Annotated in this window: 18 protein-coding genes and 1 pseudogene; 6 read left to right on the top strand and 13 right to left on the bottom strand. The window is 75.2% G+C overall.

Features of this window, described 5'->3' with window-relative positions; all coding sequences use genetic code 11:
* Positions 1-53 precede the first annotated feature (53 nt).
* From BJF88_RS23935 to BJF88_RS16815, 5 genes and pseudogenes are all read left to right on the top strand, one after another.
* Positions 54-1,058: pseudogene (locus tag BJF88_RS23935) on the top strand (hypothetical protein); the annotation flags it as partial.
* Complete coding sequence (locus BJF88_RS22605; protein WP_255372135.1) at positions 956-1,738, top strand: adenylyltransferase/cytidyltransferase family protein; 783 nt, start codon at positions 956-958, stop codon at positions 1,736-1,738. The pseudogene BJF88_RS23935 and the gene BJF88_RS22605, both read left to right, overlap by 103 nt.
* Positions 1,735-2,472, top strand: coding sequence for an SDR family oxidoreductase (locus BJF88_RS16825; protein WP_075829621.1), 738 nt, complete (start codon positions 1,735-1,737; stop codon positions 2,470-2,472). Before BJF88_RS22605 ends, BJF88_RS16825 begins: the two co-directional genes overlap by 4 nt.
* Before the next feature lie 403 nt (positions 2,473-2,875).
* Positions 2,876-3,571 (top strand): glycosyltransferase family 9 protein, encoded by a 696-nt coding sequence (locus tag BJF88_RS16820; RefSeq protein ID WP_255372127.1) that lies wholly within the window; start codon positions 2,876-2,878, stop codon positions 3,569-3,571.
* A gap of 10 nt (positions 3,572-3,581) precedes the next feature.
* A complete protein-coding gene (locus BJF88_RS16815) occupies positions 3,582-4,823 on the top strand; it encodes a serine hydrolase (RefSeq protein WP_075829620.1) in 1,242 nt (413 codons plus the stop codon).
* 42 nt (positions 4,824-4,865) lie between these two features.
* Here BJF88_RS16815 and BJF88_RS16810 read toward each other — a convergent pair whose 3' ends face one another.
* The 11 genes from BJF88_RS16810 to BJF88_RS20605 form a co-directional block, all read right to left on the bottom strand.
* Positions 4,866-6,290 (bottom strand): MFS transporter, encoded by a 1,425-nt coding sequence (locus BJF88_RS16810; protein ID WP_075829619.1) that lies wholly within the window; start codon positions 6,288-6,290, stop codon positions 4,866-4,868.
* An 85-nt stretch (positions 6,291-6,375) separates the two neighbouring features.
* Positions 6,376-6,837, bottom strand: a complete 462-nt coding sequence (locus BJF88_RS16805; protein ID WP_083649234.1) for a hypothetical protein — start codon at positions 6,835-6,837, stop codon at positions 6,376-6,378.
* Positions 6,838-6,898: 61 nt separating this feature from the next.
* Positions 6,899-7,654, bottom strand: coding sequence for an SDR family oxidoreductase (locus BJF88_RS16800; RefSeq protein WP_075829618.1), 756 nt, complete (start codon positions 7,652-7,654; stop codon positions 6,899-6,901).
* On the bottom strand, positions 7,651-8,514 hold the full coding sequence (locus BJF88_RS16795; RefSeq protein ID WP_075829617.1) for an SDR family oxidoreductase: 864 nt from the start codon (positions 8,512-8,514) through the stop codon (positions 7,651-7,653). The genes BJF88_RS16800 and BJF88_RS16795 overlap by 4 nt, the downstream gene beginning before the upstream one ends.
* Before the next feature lie 66 nt (positions 8,515-8,580).
* On the bottom strand, positions 8,581-9,471 hold the full coding sequence (gene sigJ, locus BJF88_RS16790) for an RNA polymerase sigma factor SigJ (protein ID WP_255372126.1): 891 nt from the start codon (positions 9,469-9,471) through the stop codon (positions 8,581-8,583).
* Between the two features lie 232 nt (positions 9,472-9,703).
* Positions 9,704-10,762, bottom strand: coding sequence for a YhcG family protein (locus BJF88_RS16785; RefSeq protein WP_075829616.1), 1,059 nt, complete (start codon positions 10,760-10,762; stop codon positions 9,704-9,706).
* Positions 10,763-10,830: 68 nt separating this feature from the next.
* Positions 10,831-11,760 (bottom strand): hypothetical protein, encoded by a 930-nt coding sequence (locus BJF88_RS16780; RefSeq protein WP_075829615.1) that lies wholly within the window; start codon positions 11,758-11,760, stop codon positions 10,831-10,833.
* A 713-nt stretch (positions 11,761-12,473) separates the two neighbouring features.
* Positions 12,474-13,874 (bottom strand): UDP-glucose/GDP-mannose dehydrogenase family protein, encoded by a 1,401-nt coding sequence (locus tag BJF88_RS16775; RefSeq protein ID WP_075829614.1) that lies wholly within the window; start codon positions 13,872-13,874, stop codon positions 12,474-12,476.
* Positions 13,871-14,899 (bottom strand): NAD-dependent epimerase/dehydratase family protein, encoded by a 1,029-nt coding sequence (locus BJF88_RS16770; protein WP_083649232.1) that lies wholly within the window; start codon positions 14,897-14,899, stop codon positions 13,871-13,873. The genes BJF88_RS16775 and BJF88_RS16770 overlap by 4 nt, the downstream gene beginning before the upstream one ends.
* A complete protein-coding gene (locus tag BJF88_RS16765) occupies positions 14,896-15,183 on the bottom strand; it encodes a hypothetical protein (protein WP_075829653.1) in 288 nt (95 codons plus the stop codon). Before BJF88_RS16765 ends, BJF88_RS16770 begins: the two co-directional genes overlap by 4 nt.
* 117 nt (positions 15,184-15,300) lie before the next feature.
* On the bottom strand, positions 15,301-16,605 hold the full coding sequence (locus tag BJF88_RS20605; RefSeq protein ID WP_222844038.1) for an NAD(P)H-dependent oxidoreductase: 1,305 nt from the start codon (positions 16,603-16,605) through the stop codon (positions 15,301-15,303).
* Between the two features lie 166 nt (positions 16,606-16,771).
* Here BJF88_RS20605 and BJF88_RS16750 point away from each other — a divergent pair, with 166 nt between their 5' ends.
* Positions 16,772-17,332 carry a DUF421 domain-containing protein gene (locus BJF88_RS16750; protein WP_075829651.1) on the top strand — a complete coding sequence of 187 codons (561 nt, stop codon included), beginning with the start codon at positions 16,772-16,774 and terminating at the stop codon, positions 17,330-17,332.
* A 32-nt stretch (positions 17,333-17,364) separates the two neighbouring features.
* Here the strand turns inward: BJF88_RS16750 and BJF88_RS16745 are convergent, their stop codons facing one another.
* Complete coding sequence (locus BJF88_RS16745) at positions 17,365-17,781, bottom strand: CBS domain-containing protein (RefSeq protein ID WP_187346244.1); 417 nt, start codon at positions 17,779-17,781, stop codon at positions 17,365-17,367.
* A 102-nt stretch (positions 17,782-17,883) separates the two neighbouring features.
* Positions 17,884-18,573: a GAF and ANTAR domain-containing protein gene (locus BJF88_RS16740; RefSeq protein ID WP_255372134.1), complete on the bottom strand. Its 690-nt coding sequence runs from the start codon at positions 18,571-18,573 to the stop codon at positions 17,884-17,886.
* Position 18,574 lies beyond the last annotated feature (1 nt).

Raw genomic sequence — 18,574 nt, 5'->3', positions numbered from 1 at the left:
CAGCGAGAACGTCGTGGCCGCGGCGCACCGGCGCGCGAGCTCGGCCTCACCACGTGGGCGCTCACCGGCCCGCGCGAGTCCGCCCTGTCGGCGGCGTGCGACGACACGCTCGCGATGCAGGGCGCGTCGACGTCGTCGGTGCAGGAGCTGCACCTCGTCGTCGTGCACGCGCTGTGCGCGGCGGTCGACGCGCACGTGCGCCACCGGCAGGCCGCCGCGGAGGCCGTCGCCGACAGTGCCGACGGCGCCGACGGTGCTGCCCACGCGCAGCCGCGAGCCGCCGAGCCCACACCCGCGGACGACCGGCCGCGCGTCGTCGTCGTCGGGGACGTGCTCCTCGACCGCGACGTCGACGGGCAGGTCACGCGCTTCTCCCCCGACGGCCCGGTCCCGGTCGTCGACACGCTCGGCGTGCGCCGCAGCCCCGGCGGCGCCGGGCTCACGGCCCTGCTCGCCGCCGACGCCGCGCGCGTCCGGCTGGTCGCGCCGTTCGGCGACGACGACGCGGGCGCGACCTGCGCGCGCTGCTGCGTCCGCACCTCGGCGTCGTGCCCGTCCCGCAGGAGGGCACGACGCGGCGCAAGACGCGCGTGCGCTCCGCGGGACAGACCGTCGTCCGGGTCGACGACGGCGGCCCGGCCCGGCCCGTCGACGTCCCCGAGGCGGCCGTGCGCGCGACGCTCGGCGACGCGGACGTCGTCCTCGTGTCCGACTACGGCGCCGGCACCACGCACGACGGCCCCCTGCGCGTCGCGCTCGCGGAGGCGGCCCGCACGACGACGGTCGTGTGGGACCCGCACCCGCGCGGCGGCGCACCCGTGCCCGGGGCGGCGCTCGTCACCCCCAACCTCGCCGAGGCGCTCGACGCCGCGGACCGGCTCGGCATCGCCGCGGACCCCGACGACGTCGGCGGGCTCGCCCAGGCGCTCGCACGCGGCTGGGACGTCGACGCGGTGTGCGTGACCGCCGGGGAGCGCGGCGCGTTCGTGGCCCGCGCGACCGGCGAGCCGGCGTACGTGCCCGCGACCGCCGTCGCGGGCGACCCGTGCGGCGCCGGGGACCGCTTCGCCTCGACCGCGGCGTGCGAGCTCGCGCGCGGCGCCTCGCTCGTCGACGCGTCGCCCGCGCCGTCGACGCCGCGTCCGCGTGGGTCGCGGCCGGCGGCGCCGAGGGCTACCGCCGTCGCGCGGACGACCGGGGCGCTGCCGACGGCCAGGACGCCGCCGACGGGCGCCCCGGCACCGCCACGCCCGAGGAGGTCGCGGCCCGCCTGCGCGGTCGCGGCGGCACGGTCGTCGCGACCGGCGGGTGCTTCGACATCCTCCACGCCGGCCACGTCGCGACGCTCGAGGCCGCGGCCCGCCTCGGCGACCACCTCGTCGTCCTGCTCAACGGCGACGCGTCCGTGCGCCGCCTCAAGGGACCGGACCGCCCCGTCGTCACGCAGGCCGACCGCGCCCGCGTGCTCGCCGCGCTCGACTGCGTGAGCGAGGTCGTCGTCTTCGACGAGGACGACCCGCGCGCCGCCCTCGACCGCCTGCGCCCCGACGTGTGGGCCAAGGGCGGCGACTACACCGAGGACACGCTGCCCGAGGCCGAGGTCGTGCGCCGCCACGGCGGGCGCGTCGTCGTCCTGCCGTTCGTCGCCGGACGGTCCACGACGTCGATCCTCGAGCGCTCCGGGCAGTACGCCCCCCCAGCTCCCTCCCCCACCACCGCGAAGGAGACCACCGCATGACCTCTCCCACCACGTTCCAGCAGCCCGCCGACTCCCCGGCGCCCGTACCCCGCGAGGTCGGCACCGTGTACGTCACGGGCGGCGCGAGCGGCCTCGGCGCCGCCGTCGTCGAGGCGGTGACCGCCGCCGGCGGCAAGCCCGTCGTCCTCGACCGCGTCGCGCCCGCGAACGGCGGCCTGCACGCGATCGTGGACCTGTCCGACTCCGCCGCGGCCGCCGCCGCCGTCGAGCGCCTCGCCGTCGAGGTGGGGCCGCCCGACGCCGTCGTCACCGCTGCCGGGACCGACGCGTGCGGACGCCTCGACGAGATCGACCCCGCCACCTGGGAGCGCGTCGTCCAGGTCAACCTGTTCGGCACCGTCTCCGTCGTGCGCGCCGCGCTGCCGCACCTCGCCGAGCGGCGCGGCACCGTCGTGACCGTCGCGTCCACGCTCGGGCTCAAGGGCGTCTCCGACGCCACCGCCTACTGCTCGTCCAAGTTCGCCGTGCGCGGGTTCTCCCAGGCGCTCGCGGCCGAGACCGCGGGGACCGTCGGCGTGACGTGCCTCGTGCCCGGCGGCATGCGCACCGCGTTCTTCGACGGCCGCACCGAGCAGTACAAGCCCGGCCCGGACGCCGACCTCAACGACCCGCGCGCGACCGCGCAGGCGGTGATCACCGCGCTGCGCCAGCCGGTCGGGTGCGAGATCCGCGAGATGCTCGTCATGGCCTCCGGCGAGACGTCGTGGCCGTGAGCGAGGGCGTGACGGGACCGGAGGACGTGACCGGCGACGGCGCGAGCGAGCTCGCGCCCGACCTGCCGGCGGTCGTCGAGGGCGAGGACGAGGGCACGGTCCTCGTGCTGCGCGCGCTCGGGCTCGGCGACGCCGTGACCGCGATCCCGGCGCTGCGCGGCGTCCGGCGCGCGTGGCCCGGCCGGCGCGTGCTGCTCGCCGCGCCGAGCGAGGTCGGGGCGTGGCTCCAGGGTCTCGGGCTCGTCGACGGCGTCGTGCCGACGACCGGCCTCGAGCCGCTGCACTGGGGCGAGGAGGCCGAGGCCGTGACGGGCGGGGCGCCTGTCGGGCACATCGCCGTCAACCTCCACGGCAGCGCCCCGAGAGCCACCGGATCCTCCTCGAGACCGAGCCGGACCTGCTCGTGGCGTTCCGGTCCGACGAGGCCATGGTGCCCGGGCTCGACTGGGACGCCGACGAGCACGAGGTCGACCGCTGGTGCCGCCTCCTCACGTGGGCGGGCGGGCGCTGCGCGCGCGAGGACCTGCGCGTCGAGGCCCCGGCCTCGCGCGGCGAGCACGTGGTCGTGCACCCCGGCGCGGCGTCGGGGTCGCGGCGCTGGCCCGCCGACCGGTTCGCCGCCGTGGTGCGCCGGCTCGCGGACGCGGGGCACGACGTCGTCGTCACGGGAGGGCCTGCCGAGCGCGAGCTGTGCGCGCAGGTCGTCGCGGACGCCGGTGCCGGGGACGACCTGTCGCCCGGCGGCTCGGTGAGCGACGCGTCCGGCACGCTCGACCTGCCCGCGCTCGCGGACGTCGTCGCGACGGCCCGGCTCGTCGTGTCCGGGGACACGGGCGTGGCGCACCTCGCCACCGCGTACGGCACGCCGTCGGTCGTGCTGTTCGGCCCGACGCCGCCCACGCTGTGGGGGCCGGCGATCGACCCGGAGCGGCACGTCGTCGTCTGGCACGGCGACGAGCCCGTGCCGCAGGGCGGCGACGTCACCTACCTCGGCGACCCGCACGCCGACGACGTCGACCCGGCGCTCGAGCGCGCGACCGTCGACGAGGTGGTCGCCGCGGCGGAAAACCTCCTGACGGGGGCCGACGCCGACGCCTAGGGTCGACGGCATGGCCCCGTCCGTGCCCGCCGACCCACCGCTCGACACCTCCTCCCCCGAGGCCTTCGACGCCCTCGACCGGCACCTCGCGGCGGCCGCCGCCGCGGACGACTTCTCCGGCGTCGTCCGCGTCGAGCGGCACGGGGAGGAGGTGTTCGAGCGCGCATACGGCGTGGCCTCGCGCCGCTGGGGCGTGCCGGTGCGCACGACGACGCGGTTCGACGTCGCGTCCGTGACCAAGCTGTTCACCGCCGTCGCGGTGCTCCAGCAGGTCGGCGCCGGCACGCTCGCCCTCGACGACCGGGTCCACGACCACGTCGACCTCGCCGGCACCGCGATCCCCCGCGACGTGACGCTGCGGCACCTGCTCACGCACACGTCGGGCATCGCCGACGACGCGGACGAGGAGGCCGGTGAGTCGTACGAGGCGCTGTGGGTCGACCGGCCGAACTACTCCGTGACGCGCACCGCCGACTTCCTCCCCGGCTTCGTCCACAAGGAGCCGAACTTCGCGCCCGGCGAAGGCTGCCGGTACTGCAACGTCGGATACGTGCTCGCCGGGCTCGCCCTCGAGTCCGCCACCGGGCAGACGTACCGCGACTACGTCCGCGAGCACGTCTTCGCCCGGGCGGGCATGGCGGCGTCCGGGTTCTTCCGCATGGACGAGGCCGTGCCGGACGTCGCCGAGGGCTGGGAGCCCGTGCGCGGCGACACGGCGGGCGACGACGCAGCGAGCGACGACCGCACCGGCAACGGCCCGGTGCTCGGGTGGCGGCAGAACATCTACTCCTACCCGCCCGTCGGCTCACCCGACGGCGGCGCGCACGTCACCGCGGCCGACCTCGCCCGCTTCCTCGGCGCGGCGCGCGACGGCGTCCTGCTCCCGCCCGACCTGACGCGCGCGTTCTTCACGCCGCAGGTCAAGCACGACGACGGCGACACCGACGAGACGGACGAGAAGGACGCCGAGGGCCTCGCGCCCGAGGACCGCACCGCCGAGGTGCACTACGGGTTCGGGCTCGAGTTCGAGCTCCGCGCCGACGGGAGCGTGCGCTCGGCGTACAAGGAGGGCATCAACACCGGCGCCAGCGCGATCCTGCGCCACTACCCGGACGCCACCACCGAGGGCACCGGCAGCACCGGCGTGCCGCCAGCCGCCGCGCCGGGGACGACCGTCGTCGTCGTGTCGAACGCCGAGGACGGTGCGTGGGAGCCGGTGCGGCGGATCGACGCGCTCGTGACGGGCCGCTGAGCCCGGGGCGGCGCCCGGGGTCGTCGAGCCCGGGACGGCGGGTCAGCGGCCGGCCAGGCGGGCCCGACGACTGCTCGTGGCGAAGGTCAGCAGGGCCAGCACGGCGGACACGCCGAGGGCCCAGGCGATGGCGAGCATGCTGACGTGCAACCCCTCCACGGCGGGACCCCCGCCGGTGGTCCGAGTGGTCCAGATCGTGCCGGCGACGGCGGGGCCGAGAGCCGCGCCGACCTGCCGGAACAACGTGTTCGTCGCGCCCGCCATGCCCGCGTCCCCGCTCTGGACGGAGTGGATGGCGACCGACGAGACAACGCTGAGGACGGCTCCGACGCCGATCCCGGTGAGGCTGAGCCGCCAGGCGAGAGCGACCAGACCGGCCTCCGCGGGGACGGCGGCGAGCAGACCGACGCCGAGCGCCGAGATCGCGAGCCCGGTGACGAGCACGGTGGACATCGCGACGTACCGGTGCGCGTACCCGACGACCGGCCCGGTCAGCGCGGCGAACAGGTAGAGGAACCCGATACGGTCCGCGACGCCGAGGACGCTGAGGTGCTGGTGCCCGCTGAGATACAGGGTGAGCACGAAGGCGATGCCGACGATGGCGAACAGGATGCTCGTCGCCGCGAGCGCGGCGACGACGAAACCTGGTGAGCGGAAGAGCCGGAGCGGGACGATCGGCGAGACCGCCCGGGCCTCGACCGCGACGAAGGCCGCGACGAGCAGGACCGACGCACCGCCGCTCACGACGGTCGGGGTGGACGCCCATCCGGTGGTGGGTGCCTGGATGATCGTGTAGACGAGCGCCGTCACGGCGGCCGCCGACGTCAGCTGTCCTGGCAGGTCGATCCCCTGCCGCATCGTCCGCGGCGTCCGTGCGGGAGGTGCGACGGCGACGGCGAGGGCCAGCGCCCCCGCCGCGACGACGGCCAGCGGGAGGAAGGTCCAGCCCCAGGTGGTGAACGTCGCGACCGCGCCGGAGACGAACGGTCCGAGGCCGGACCCGACGACCAGCGAGCTCGCCCAGAGCGGGATGTACAGGCCACGCCGGTGGTGCGTCGTCGCGGCGTCGCTGACGACGGCGAGCGTCGAGGTCAGGAGCGCTCCGCCGCCGAGCCCGATGACGACCTGACCGGTGTACAGCCATCCGAGCGCGACCTCCGCGGGGACCAGCCCCGCGACGACGCCGACGACGGCGCCGAGGAGGACGAGCGCCAGCCCCGCCACGAGGACGACGTGCCGTCCGAGCCGGTGCCCGAGAACTCCGCTCGGGAGCACGGCGGCGGCGAGCGCGAGCAGCCCCGAGGCGGTCACCCACTGCAGCTCTGCCGTCGAGGCGCCGGTCGCCGTGCCGATCTCGCCGAGGATGACGGGTACGCCGACGACGGGCAGGTAGGCGGTGAGGATGCCGACGCACCCCAGGACGAGCGACGTGACCGGTCTCGTCGCTCCGTCGACGCTCTCGGGCATGCAGTTCTCTCCGATCGTGGTGTCCCGTCCGCGACGTGGTGTGCGACCAGGCCGAGAGGGTGATGAACGGGCGGCGACGCCAGGCTCAGGCGCGAAGCGCGTGGTCCTCCTGCGGTTCCCGGGTTCTCGGGGGGACCGCGATCATGATGCCGAGCACCGCGGCGACCGTCAGGACGACCATCTGGGCGACGGCGTCCGTGGTGCTCATGTGCCCGAGGTGCGTGACGTGGTAGGCGACGTGCAGGACGCCGAAGCTGCCCCAGGCGATGCCGAGCACGCGGTACAGCGGCTGCGACCGCCAGAACAGGGCGGCGACGCTGGCGGCCCCGAGGGCGAGGTACTGCGCTCCGTGGTCGCGGATCAGGTGCTCGTTGTACGGGCCGTCCTGGGAGATCCACTCGCCGAGGAGCGAGGGGAAGTGGTCGTAGAACTCGCGCGGCAGGACGTACGCCCACACGCCCACTCCGAGGGCGATGACGATCGTGCCGACGAGCCCGACGGTCTGCAGCAGACCGATCCGGTCTCGAGCGGGTCGCGGGTGTTCCATGGGGTTCTCCTCGCTCGTGGTGGTCGTTCAGCCGTGGTGGTCGTTCAGCCGTGGTGGTCGTTCAGCCGTGGTGGTCGGGGGACTCGAGCCACTGGTCGAACGTCGTGCCGGCGACTCGCTGCGGGCCCTGCCCTCCCCGGAGGGCGCCGGAGGCGAGGCCCGTGCCGTAGGCACCCGGGAAGCGGACGTCGAGGACGCGGCGGGACGTCCGGTCGTGGGCGTACATGCGGCGGATCATGCCGGCGAGCGTGTCGTCCTCCGGCCCGACCAGGTCTGGGGCTCGCCCCCCGGGCTCGGACTCCGCGACGCTGACGAGATGGGCGCCGACCTCCCGCGCGGCGACAGGGCGGGAGAGGGTGCGCGGTGCCACGGTGAGCGGGCCCAGCGTCGTCTGGGAGGCGATCTGCTCGGCGAACTCGTGGAACTGCGCGGCCCGCGCGACGGTGTGCGGGACGTCCGAGCCGCGGACGAGGCGCTCCTGCGCGATCTTCCCGGCGTAGTACGACGTGTCGATCTCGTCGATGCCGACGATGGAGAGCACGACGTGGTGCGCGGTGTCGACCTGCGCCTCGGCGGCGAGGAGGTTCGTCGTGGCCGTGGAGAAGAACGCCCTGGCGACCTTGGTCGAGAGCGTCGTGGTGTTGAGGACGTCGATCACCGCGTCGGCACCGTCGATCGACGCGGTGATGCCGACGTTCCCGTGCACGTCGACGCCGTGCTCGCGCGAGAGGACGACGACGTCGTGCCCTCGTTCTCGCGCTGCGTGCACGACGTGCTTCCCGACGGTTCCCGTGCCACCGGCGACGGCGATCTTCATATCGTCTCCTCGTCCTGGCGCTCGACGTGCGCCCTCGGTGCACTGACGACGTGGCGGGTCGACGTGTGAGGGAGCACCGCGACGAGATCGCCGGAGCGTGCGCGGTGGACGCTGCGGCTACCGGTCCGCTCGCGGCACGGGGGTGGGGAAGGGCCGGGCGCCGTGCGGTGCGCACCCAGCGGGAGCAGGGAGTCGGCAGCGTCGGCGCCAAGGGCCAGCCCGGCGGTGGTGACGACCTCGCGGCCGTCGGCGGCGGCGGCGAGCGTCGCTCGGAGGAGCTCGTCGAGGCGGTACCGGTCCGGTCCGGCGAGGTCGACGGTGTCGTACGCCGGTTCCGCGGTCGCGACCTCGGTGAGAAGGTCGACGACGTCGTCGACGTCCACCGGCTGGAGGAGCATGCCGGGTGCGCGGACGACGCCGTCGCTCGTGAGCGCGTCCGCGATCGTGAGGACGGCGTCGTGGAACTGGGTGGCGCGGACGATGGTGAAGGGGATGCCGCCGTCGCGGACCGCCTCCTCCTGCGCGACCTTCCCGGCGTGGTACCCGTTCGCGAGCGCGCGGTCCGCCCCGAGCACGGAGAGCAGGACGTGGTGGTGCACGCCGGTGGTGTGCTCGGCGGCGAGGACGCGCTCGGTCGTGCCGCGGAAGAACGCGGTCGCGGCCGCGACGTCCGTGTCGACTGTGTCGAGCACGTCGACGACGACGTCGACGCCGGCCATCGCCGCTCCGAGGCCTTCCCCGGTGACGGCGTCGACCCCGCTCGTGCGTGACGCCGCGACCGTCTCGTGGCCGAGCGCGGCGAGGCGGACGGTGAGCCGCGCCCCGACGTGCCCGGTGCCGCCGAGGACGAGGATCTTCATGGCGGTTCCTTTCCCCGCGGCTCGTGGCGCCGGTGTCCTGACGAGGCCGGCAGGGACCTGCGAGGGTCAGAGGCTGGTCCGCCAGCTGGTCAGCTTGTCGGGGTTGACCTGCATCCAGACGTCGGTGATCCGCCCGTCGCGGACCTTGACGTTGACGATGCCGCGAAGCCGTCGACCGTCCATGGCGGCGAGGGCCAGGCCGTCGCCCGTGCGGTGCTCGGCAAAGACCATGCCCGGTCGCTTCCGGAACACGCCGAGCATGAAGCGGGCGACGTTGGAGACGCCGAGCACGGGGCGACGGGCCGCGGTCACCACGCCGCCGCCGTCGGAACGGAGCGTGACCGACGGGTCGAGGAGTCCGGTCAGCGCGGCGAGGTCGCCGCCGGTGACGGCCGCCGCGAAGGCGACGAGCACGTCGTCGTGCTCCCGCCGGTTCCGTGGGTGGGCGTCGTGCGCGCGGATCCGTCGCCGCGCGGAGGTCGCCAGCTGGCGGACCGCTGCCGGGCTTCGCCCGACGACCGCGGCGATCTCGTCGAACGGCACGGCGAACACGTCGTGCAGGACGAACGCGACGCGCTGGGCAGGCGTCATGCTCTCCATCACGATGAGGAGCGCTGTACTGACCTCGTCGTCGAGCGTCACCCGGTCCAGCGGGTCCACGGTCGGTGCCCGGTGCGCCGGGGACGGGGCGCCGCTGAACAGGTCGGCCGGCACCGGTTCCGGCAACCACTCCCCGACGTAGCGCTCCCGACGAGCGCGGGCGGAGCCGAGGACGTCGAGGCAGACGCGGCTCATGACACGGGTGAGCCACCCCTGCGGATTCGCGATCGCGGCACGTTCGGCGTCGGTCATGCGGTACCAGCGCACGTACGTCTCCTGGACCGCGTCCTCCGCCTCGGCGAGGGTGCCGAGCATCCGGTACCCGATCGCGAGCAGCCGACGCCGTTCGTCGAACACCTCCGGCAGCTGCTCGCGAGCATCCGCATCGGAGCCTGGTCCCTGACCTGCCTCGCTCTGCGTCATCACGCGCTCCCGTCCTCGTGCTGTCCCCACTATGACGAACCGACGGGCCCCCATGTGAGCGGTCCGGACCGGGAGCCATGCGTCCGCCCGCCGAGCAGGGCGAGCGCCGCCGACCCGGCACGCGGACGAGCTGCGCAGGGCAGCTGCGCGTACCGGTTCGGACTGCTCAGTGGCCGTGGTCGAGCTCGTCCTCGATGACGGCCTCGAGCTCGGCCGCCGACGGCAGCACGCCACGGGCGTCCTCGGGCAGGCCCTGGTAGTCCGCGACGGCGATAGGCGCCCTGGTGCCCGCCAAGGCGTACCGCACCGTCGGCCCGGTCTTGCCCGTGCACAGCAGGATCCCGATCGTCGGTGCGTGGATCTCAGGGCGGCGGAGCTGGTCGTCGACGATGGCGACGTACGTGCCGAGCTGGCCGACGTGCCCGGGCTCGAACGCGCCGATCTTCAGCTCGACGACGACGTAGCGCAGCTGCTCGACGTGGAAGAACAGCAGGTCGACGAAGAACTCGTCCACACGGTCGCTCGCGTCGTCCGGCACGCTCAGGCGCACCTGACGTCCGACGAACGCCATGCCGCGGCCGAGCTCGAGCATCGTGTCCTGCAAGCGGTCCATCAACGCCTGCTCGACGTCCCGCTCCGCCACGCGCTCGACCAGGGCCAGGTGCTCGAACACGTACGGGTCCTTGACGAGCTGCTGCGCGAGCTCCGAGTCAGGCGTCTCGAGCGCTACGGTGAAGTTGGTCGGCGCCGCACCGACGGCGCGGCGCAGGTCGGCCTTGATCTGATGCTCGAGCACCGCGCGGGACCAGCCGTCCTCCGCGGCCCGTGCGGCGTACCAGTCACGCTCGTCGCGGGTGTCGACGCGGTCGAGCAGCACCGTCACGTGCCGCCACGGCAATCGTCCACCAACGTGGTGGACGAACTCGTCCTCGGTCGGCCAGGTCTCGGCCGCTCGCCGCATGTACAGCAGGTTCGATCGCGACCAGCCGCGCTGGTCGGGGAACTCACGCTGCAGATCGGCCGCCAGGCTCGTCACGACCTTGCTCCCCCACCCCGCGGAGCGCTGCCGGTCGAGGATGTCGCGGCCCACCGACCAGTACAGGCGCAGCACCTCGGTGTTCGCGGCCCGCGCGGCCCGGAACCGCGTCGCGCGCACCCGTGCCTTCAGCTCGGCCAACATCTCGGCGTACCCGGCGGGCTCGATGTCATGTCCTGGCACAGTCATGCGGGCATCCTGGCCGCTACCACCGACACTCGAAGCGGGCATACCGAACTTTTCACCATCCACGACAGTCATGGGAGCGTCGTGCACACGGCGTCGACCCGCACGGCGCCGACGCCCTCCTCGAAGCCGACGTGCGCGATCTCGACGGTCGTCCGGCCGTCCGGCGTCGGGCCCTGCCACCACTCGCCGTGCAGGGGCTCGGGCGTGCCGAGCCCGTGCCGCGACCAGGCCTGGACGATCCGCTCGGCGACGTCCTCGTTGGCCTGCGTGATCGACAGGAAGTCGAGGTTGTCGGTCGCGGTCGCGAGGTCGCGCGTGGTGAACCGGCCGGTGAGTGACGGGAGGACGCCGGCCGTCCCGTCGGCGGTCGTGCAGGGGGCGTCCACGACGCCGAGCGGCTGGGGCCACAGCAGGTCCGGCCCGCCGGCGTCCTGAGCGGCGGCGCGCAGCACCTCGAGGTCCGCGCGCGCCGCGGCATCGCTCACCGGCGCAGGCGGCGGTGTCGGCACGGCGCTCGCGTCGGCCGACGTGCCGACGCCGGCCGCGGCCTCTGCCGCCGCCGCAGAATCCACCGCGTCCTGCGCAGCGGCGGCGCGCCGTGCGGCGAGGTCGTCCCACGCCTCGTCGGGCGGCACCGCGGTGGCGATGGACCAGCCCCACACCAGACCGGCGCCGACCGCGACGACGAACACCACGCGTGCGACGACCCGGTCCGTCCTCGACCTCCACGGGCCGACGCTGCGCGCCAGCAGGGCGACCAGGGCGACGAACGCCGCCGTGAGGAGCAGGGCCGCGAGGACCGCGTGCCACACCGGCTGCGTCGGCACGACCTCCGAGGTGCCGCCGAGGCACCAGCCCTGGGGCGGAAACCCGCCGCTCGCGAAGCCGACCTCGCTCGACGCCCGGCCGAGCAGGTGGCCGTAGGTCTCACCCCAGTCCCACGGCTGAGCGCGCAGGGACACCCACCCCGTCCACAGCCACGCCACGGCGACGAGCACGGCCGTGACGCCCGCGAGGACGCCCGATGTCGCGGCTGCCCGGAGCGTGCCGCCCGTCGAGCGCCCCGCCGTTCGAACGCCACCGCCGCCGCGCCGACGAGCGCGCCGGAGCCGCCCGACGTCGAGCCGAGCGCCGGCGTCAGCCCGACGTCGGCCACGGACGAGACGGTCCAGCCGGCAGCGGCGCCACCCAGCGCGGCCACCAGCACCGGGCCCGCGGCGACCAGCCAAGCGGGCGTCCGTCCCCACCACCGGTCGGTGAGGCGCGCCGCGACGCCCCCGGCGAGACCGGCCAGGCCGCCCCACAGCGCGGTGAACGGGACCCAGACCACGCCGAGCCAAGCGGAGAGGGCGACGGCCGCGACGAGACGCTCCTCGACGCCGCCGGAGCCTGCGGAGAAGAGGCCGAGCCCCGCGAGGACGACGACGGACAGGAGCGCTCCGGTCCACACGCCGTGCCCGGCCGCGACGCCCGGAGCGACGCGGCGCACACCCGGCGCCGGCGCTGCGGTCCCGGGGACGACGGGGGGCGTGCCGGGCGCTCCGGGCGCGGGTCCGGCACGGGTGCGTCGTCGTGCTCCCCTGCGGTGTCGTCCACGCCCGTATCGTCCCGACACCTGGCCTGCGGCGCCGCGGCGTCCGCCGTTCCCACCCCGTGCCCGCCCGGCGTCCGCCCCAGCTCTTCACCGGGCGCCACCGGGGACCTGCCCGGGTCAGCCGGTGACGACCTCGCCAGGGCGTGCGACGTCGGGGGCGGGACCGTCGAGCACCGCGACCGGCGCGCCGCCCAGCGACCGCGCGTCCCAGCCCGCGGCCCGCCACGCGGCGAGGTCGAGCGCGTTGCGGGTGTCGACGAGCCGCGCGGACCGCGCGACGCCGGCCAGCGCGGCCGGGTCGAGCGCGCGGTACTCGGGCCACTCGGTCGCGAGCACGACGACGTCCGCGCCCGTCACCGCCTCCGCGACCTCCGCCGCGTAGCGCAGCTCGGGCGCCGCGGCCTGGGCGAGCGCGATCGCCTGCGGGTCGGTGACGACGACGTCCGCCCCCTCGCCCGCGAGGCGGCGCGCGAGGTCGAGCGCGGGCGAGGAGCGCACGTCGTCGCTGTCGGGCTTGAACGCCGCGCCGAGGACGGCGACGCGCCGGCCCGCGAGACCGCCGCCCGCCGACCGGACGAGCTCGACCGCGCGGTCGCGGCAGCGCTCGTTGATCGCGTCGACCTCCTCGAGGAACGCGACCGAGCGACCCACGCCGAGCTCCTCGGCGCGCGCGGCGAACGCGCGGATGTCCTTGGGCAGGCAGCCGCCGCCGAAGCCGAGCCCGACGCCGAGGTAGTCGCCGCCGATGCGGGCGTCGTAGGACATCGTCCCGACGAGCGCCACCGCGTCGCCGCCCGCGGCCTCGCAGACCTCCGCCATCGCGTTCGCGAAGGAGACCTTGGTGGCGAGGAACGCGTTGGCGGCGACCTTCGCGAGCTCCGCGGTCGCGTAGTCGGTCACGACGCGCGGCACGCCGTCGGCGAGCAGGCGGGCGTAGACGGCGTCGAGGCGCTGCGCCGGACGCTCGGCGGGCTCGCGCGCGTCGTCCGCCGTGCCCGGGCCGGCCGGCTCGTCGCGCGGCACGCCGTACACGAGGCGGTCCGGGTGCAGCGTGTCCTCGACCGCGTGGCCCTCCCGCAGGAACTCCGGGTTCCAGGCGAGGTGCACGCCGTCGGGCAGCTCCGCCGCGAGACGCGCTGCCGTGCCCACGGGCACCGTCGACTTGCCCACGACGACGTCGCCAGGCCGCAGGTGCGGGCGCAGCGCCGCGAGCGCCGCGTCGAGGTGGTGCAGGTCGGCGACACCGCTGCCGGCGGACTGGGGCGTCCCGACGCACAGGAAGTGCACGTCGGCACCCGCGGCGTCGGCGGCGTCGGTGGAGAAGCGCAGCGCGCCGCGCGTCGTGCCGTCCGTGAGCAGGTCCGGCAGGCCGGGCTCGTAGAACGGCGCGCGCCCGGCGCCCAGGGCGGCGACCTTCGCCTCGTCGACGTCGACGCCCACGACGTCGTGCCCGAGGTGCGCCATCGCGGCGGCGTGCACGGCCCCGAGGTAGCCACAGCCGTGCACGGAGACCTTCACGACGGCTCACCCGCCCCGACGACGGCGCGCTCGGCCTCGTCGGGTGCGTCGGGGCGCTCGTCGGGCCGCGACCGGAACCACGCGACGGTGCGCGCGAGCCCGTCGGGCCACGACGTGCGGGCGTGCCAGCCGAGCTCGCGCTCGGCGAGCGCGGTGTCGGGTCGGCGGCGTCGCGGGTCGTCCTCCGGGAGCGGGATCCGTTCGAGCGGCGCGTCGGACCCCGTGGCGGCGAGCACGTCGCGCGCGATCCGCTCGACCGTGAGCTCGGTCGCGTTGCCGAGGTTCATGGGCCCGGGGTGCCCGCTCGCCGCGAACGCGAGCAGCCCCTCGACGAGGTCGTCGACGTAGCAGACGGAGCGCGTCTGCGACCCGTCGCCGGCCACGGTGAGCGGCTCGCCCGCGAGCGCCTGGCGCACGAACGTCGGGATCATGCGGCCGTCGTGGCCGCGCATGCGGGGGCCGTAGGTGTTGAAGATGCGCACGATGCCGGCGTCGACGCCGCGGCTGCGCCGGTACGCGGTGGTGATCGCCTCGGCGAAGCGCTTGGACTCGTCGTACACGCTGCGGGGACCGACGGGGTTGACGTTGCCCCAGTAGTCCTCGCGCTGCGGGTGGACCTCGGGGTCGCCGTACACCTCGGACGTCGACGCGAGGACGAACCGCGCGCCGGCCCGCTCGGCGAGCTCGAGCGCGTGGCGGGTCCCGGCCGAGCCGACGAGCAGCGTCTCCACGGGCAGCCGCAGGTAGTCGACGGGCGAGGCGGGCGAGGCGAGGTGCAGCACGAGGTCGACCCGGTCGGGATCGGGGACCTCGAGCGCCGCGGAGACGTCCTGGCGCACGAGCGTGAACCGCGGGTCGTCGAGCAGCGCGGCGACGTTGCGCTCGTCGCCCGTGGACAGGTCGTCGACGCACACCACCTCGGCGCCCGCCGCGACGAGCGCCTCGCAGAGATGGCTGCCGACGAACCCGGCCCCGCCCGTGACCACCGCGCGCCGCACGGGGCGCGCCGACGTCGCGGCGCTCACCGGCGCACGAGCTTGAAGAAGGTGCTGCCGCCCCCGCCGGACCGTTGCGCCTGGTACAGGAACGCGAGGTCGGACGCGTCGAACTTCGCGAACCAGTCGTCCCACGACACGTGCTCGAGCTGGTCCTCGCCGGCCCCGCCGGGGAAGTCGACGCGCAGGACGCCCGCGTCGTCGTCGCCCTTCTCGGTACCGCGCACGCTCGCCGGGGACCCGCCGTTCTCCTCGACCCACCTGCGGATCTCGTCGTGGTCGGTCGTCGTCCTCGTCTCGGACTCGTCAGCCATGATCGCCTCCACCGGTCGCGCTCGTGCTGGACGGGCTCGCTGCTGGACCCGGGCACCGACCACGCTGGCACGGGCCCGGGGCGCCCGCACGCCGAGCCGCGCGGACGCCGTCGCAGGTCAGGAGGGCGGCGGCACCGGGCGCTCGGCGAGCGCCGTGGCCACGGCGTGCAGGTTGTGCGCCATGAGCTGCGCGGTGCTGCGCGCCCACTCGTGGCCGTGACCGGTCTGGACGTAGTCCGGTCCGGGACCGGGGCCCTGGTTCCAGTACACCCACGACTGGCCGGGGATCGTGTACCCGATGTCGCCGAGCGCGCCGGACACCTCGGAGATGACGTGGTGCGCCCCGTCCTCGTTCCCGGTGACGACGACGCCCGCGACCCGGTTGTAGGCGACCGGCGTGCCGTCGTCGGTCGCCTCGGACAGCATCGCGTCCATGCGCTCGAGCATGCGCTGCGCGATCGACGACGGCCGCGCGAGCCACGTCGGCGTGAGCACGACGAGGATCTCGGACTCGAGCAGCTTGTCGTGGATCGCGGGCCAGCCGTCGCCCTCGCCGAGGTCGGTGACGACGCCGGGCGGCACGTCGTGGTCGACGAGCCGCACGTGCTCGACGTCGACGCCGCGGTCCTGCAGCGACTCGGCGACCACACGGCCGAGGGTCTCGGTGTTGGACGGCTCGGGCGACTTCTTGAGCGTGCAGCTGACGAACAGGGCCTTCATCGGGTACCTCCGCGACGGCGTGGCGGCCTCGTCTCGACCTCTCGCCACCGTAACGCGGGGTCCGGCGGCCCGCCCGAGCGCCCGGTCACGACTCGTCGCCCGGGCCGAAGTCCGGCACCGGCCGCTGCGTCGCTCGAGCGGCGACGTCACGACGCCGTTCTCGGCGATGTCCTCGATCAGCCAGTCCATCTCGGCGATCTCGCGCCGCTGCGCCTCGATGATCTCGTCGGCGAGCTGGCGCACGCGCACGTCGTCGATGTCGGCGCGCTCGCTCGTGAGGATCGCGATCGAGTGGTGCGGGATCATGCCCTTCATGTACGCGCGGTCGTCGACGAGGACCTGCGAGCGCGACAGCGCCAGCGCGCCGGTGCCCACCACGAGCGCGACGAGCACGATCGCGACGTTGACGCGCACGTCGCGGTACATGCGCCCCCACATGAACCCGAGCATGATGATCGCCATCGCCGAGCCCATGAGGACCGCCATGTAGACGCGCTCCTCGCTGAAACGCACGTGGTCGAGGGCGAACGCGTTCGTGTACGTGAGGCCGAACATGACGACGGTCGACGTCGCGATCATCGCCGCGAAGCGCCCGTACGTGCGCCAGGGGCTGCTGCCGCCGTCGTGCTCACGCGCCCCCGTCCCGGTCGACCCCGTGCCCGTCGGTCCGGTGCCGCGGGTCGCGTCCTGGTGCTCCGTCATCCGTCTCGCCGTCCTCGTCAATCGTTCCCGGTCGTCGGGACCGTAGGCACCGCCGCGCGCACCTCGCATGGCGAGCGGTGCCGCGGTGACGCACGGTGGGCGGGTCCGCCGCCCCGTCCGGGCCGGCCGGGGCGGACCGTGGAACGCCGAGGGAAGGAGCGCCGCCGTGTGGTTCGACGCGTGGTCGCAGGTCGCGAGGGTCGTGCTCGTGGGGACGGCCGGCTACGTGTGGCTCGTCCTCGTGCTGCGCGTGACGGGCAAGCGCACCCTAGCGAAGCTCAACGCGTTCGACCTCGTCGTGACCGTCGCGCTGGGCTCGGTGCTCGCGACGATCCTCCTCACCTCCGACGTGTCGTGGACCGAGGGCGCGACCGCGGTCCTGACGCTCGTGCTGCTCCAGGTGCTCGTGTCGTGGTCGTCCACCCGGTTCGCGCGCGGGCGGTCGGTCGTCACGGCGAGCCCGTCGGTGCTCCTGCGCGACGGCCGTCTCCTCGAGGACGCGATGCGCCGCAACCGTGTCGCGGCGTCGGAGGTGCGGCAGGCGGTGCGCAGCAACGGGGTCGGCGGCCTGGACCTCGTGGCGCTCGTCGTCCTCGAGAGCGACGGCACGCTGTCCGTGGTCACGCAGGATCAGCTCGGCGACGGGTCGGCGCTCGAGGAGGACGCCTCGTCCGGCGGCCGGTCGTCCGGACGTGGGTCGTCCGGACGTGGGTCGTCCGGCTCGTAGTCGCCGGCTCGGCCGCGTTCAGTCGTCCGCGTTCAGTCGTCCGACGGGCCGGCGACGTCGGAGAGCGCCGCGTCGGCGTCGAGGGCGACCGCGAGGTCGCGGATCGACACCATCCCGACAACGACGCCGCCGTCGAGCACGGGCGCCCGGCGCAGGCCGGCGTCGCGCACGACCTGGAGGGCGTCGGCGACCAGGTCGCCGGGCGCGAGCGTCGCGAGGCGGCCGCTGATCACGTCCCGTACGTGAGCGTCGCCGTCGAGCCCGGCGGCCAGCCCCCGCACGACGAGGTCGTGGTCCGTGACGACGCCGACGATCTCGCCGCCCGCGGCGACGAGGAGCGCGCCGAGGCCCTGCTGCGCCATGGTCTGCGCCGCGGACCGCAACGTCGCGCCGTGGTCGACGACGGTCGGCGCGGGGGCCATGCAGTCGGACACGGTGCGTCGCACCACGGCGTCCTCTCGTGCGGGCGGGGCGGGCTGCCCCGGCCTTGCTCCCATCGTGCGCCCCGAGCCGCGCCGCCGCACCGGACCGCCGTCGCGCGCCGCTGTGCCTCAGCGCCGCCGGGACGCCTCCGCGACGACGGCCTCGGCCGTCGCGGTCAGGCTGCCGCCACGGGCGCGCGCGACGAGCTCGTCGTACGCGTCGCCGGGGTCGACGCCGAGCTGGTGGGCCAGCACGCCCTTCGCCCGCTCGACGACGGCACGGCCCTCGAGCGCCTGCTCGACCCGGCGCCGCACCTCGTCGTCGGCGAGCGCCGTCGGGTGCACGACGGCGAGGGTCGCCACGTCGGCGAAGGACTGCGCGAGGGCGCACTCCTCGGGCGAGAAGGAGCTCGCGTCCGTGCCGAAGAGGTTCAGGCCACCCAGCGCGCCGTCGTGCCACCGCAGCGGGAAGGCGTGCACCGCGGAGAACCCGGACCCGACGACCGCGACCCCCACCGTGGGCCACCGTCCGACGATCTCGTCCGCACCGACGCATACCACCTCGGCGACGTCGCGCACCGTGTCGACGCACGGGCCCTCGTCGACCTGCGCCTGGTAGAGCTCGAGCTGCTGCTCGCGGTGGGAGGTCGCGCTGAGCAGCTCGAGAGCGCCGTAGGGGCCCGCGACGAGCACGGCCGCGCCGTCGACGGGCAGGAACGCGACCGCGTCCGCGAGGAGGCGCGCGAGCAGGTCGGTCACGTCGTCGCCGCGGAGGAGCGCCGACGTGCTCGCCGCCAGCGCCTGCGTCGAGGTCCGCATC

It is taken from the genome of Cellulosimicrobium sp. CUA-896 (assembly GCF_001942335.1).
Taxonomy (GTDB): Bacteria; Actinomycetota; Actinomycetes; order Actinomycetales; family Cellulomonadaceae; genus Cellulosimicrobium.
The sequence above is the reverse complement of the archived record's forward strand: the minus strand, read 5'-3'. Positions and strand labels throughout refer to the sequence as shown.

Coding starts and splice junctions, on each gene's coding strand:
- BJF88_RS16825 (WP_075829621.1), top strand. CDS start 1,735: ATGACCTCTCCCACCACGTTCCAGCAGCCCGCCGACTCCCCGGCGCCC.
- BJF88_RS16815 (WP_075829620.1), top strand. CDS start 3,582: ATGGCCCCGTCCGTGCCCGCCGACCCACCGCTCGACACCTCCTCCCCC.
- BJF88_RS16810 (WP_075829619.1), bottom strand. CDS start 6,290: ATGCCCGAGAGCGTCGACGGAGCGACGAGACCGGTCACGTCGCTCGTC.
- BJF88_RS16805 (WP_083649234.1), bottom strand. CDS start 6,837: ATGGAACACCCGCGACCCGCTCGAGACCGGATCGGTCTGCTGCAGACC.
- BJF88_RS16800 (WP_075829618.1), bottom strand. CDS start 7,654: ATGAAGATCGCCGTCGCCGGTGGCACGGGAACCGTCGGGAAGCACGTC.
- BJF88_RS16795 (WP_075829617.1), bottom strand. CDS start 8,514: ATGAAGATCCTCGTCCTCGGCGGCACCGGGCACGTCGGGGCGCGGCTC.
- BJF88_RS16785 (WP_075829616.1), bottom strand. CDS start 10,762: ATGACTGTGCCAGGACATGACATCGAGCCCGCCGGGTACGCCGAGATG.
- BJF88_RS16765 (WP_075829653.1), bottom strand. CDS start 15,183: ATGGCTGACGAGTCCGAGACGAGGACGACGACCGACCACGACGAGATC.
- BJF88_RS20605 (WP_222844038.1), bottom strand. CDS start 16,605: ATGACGGAGCACCAGGACGCGACCCGCGGCACCGGACCGACGGGCACG.
- BJF88_RS16740 (WP_255372134.1), bottom strand. CDS start 18,573: ATGCGGACCTCGACGCAGGCGCTGGCGGCGAGCACGTCGGCGCTCCTC.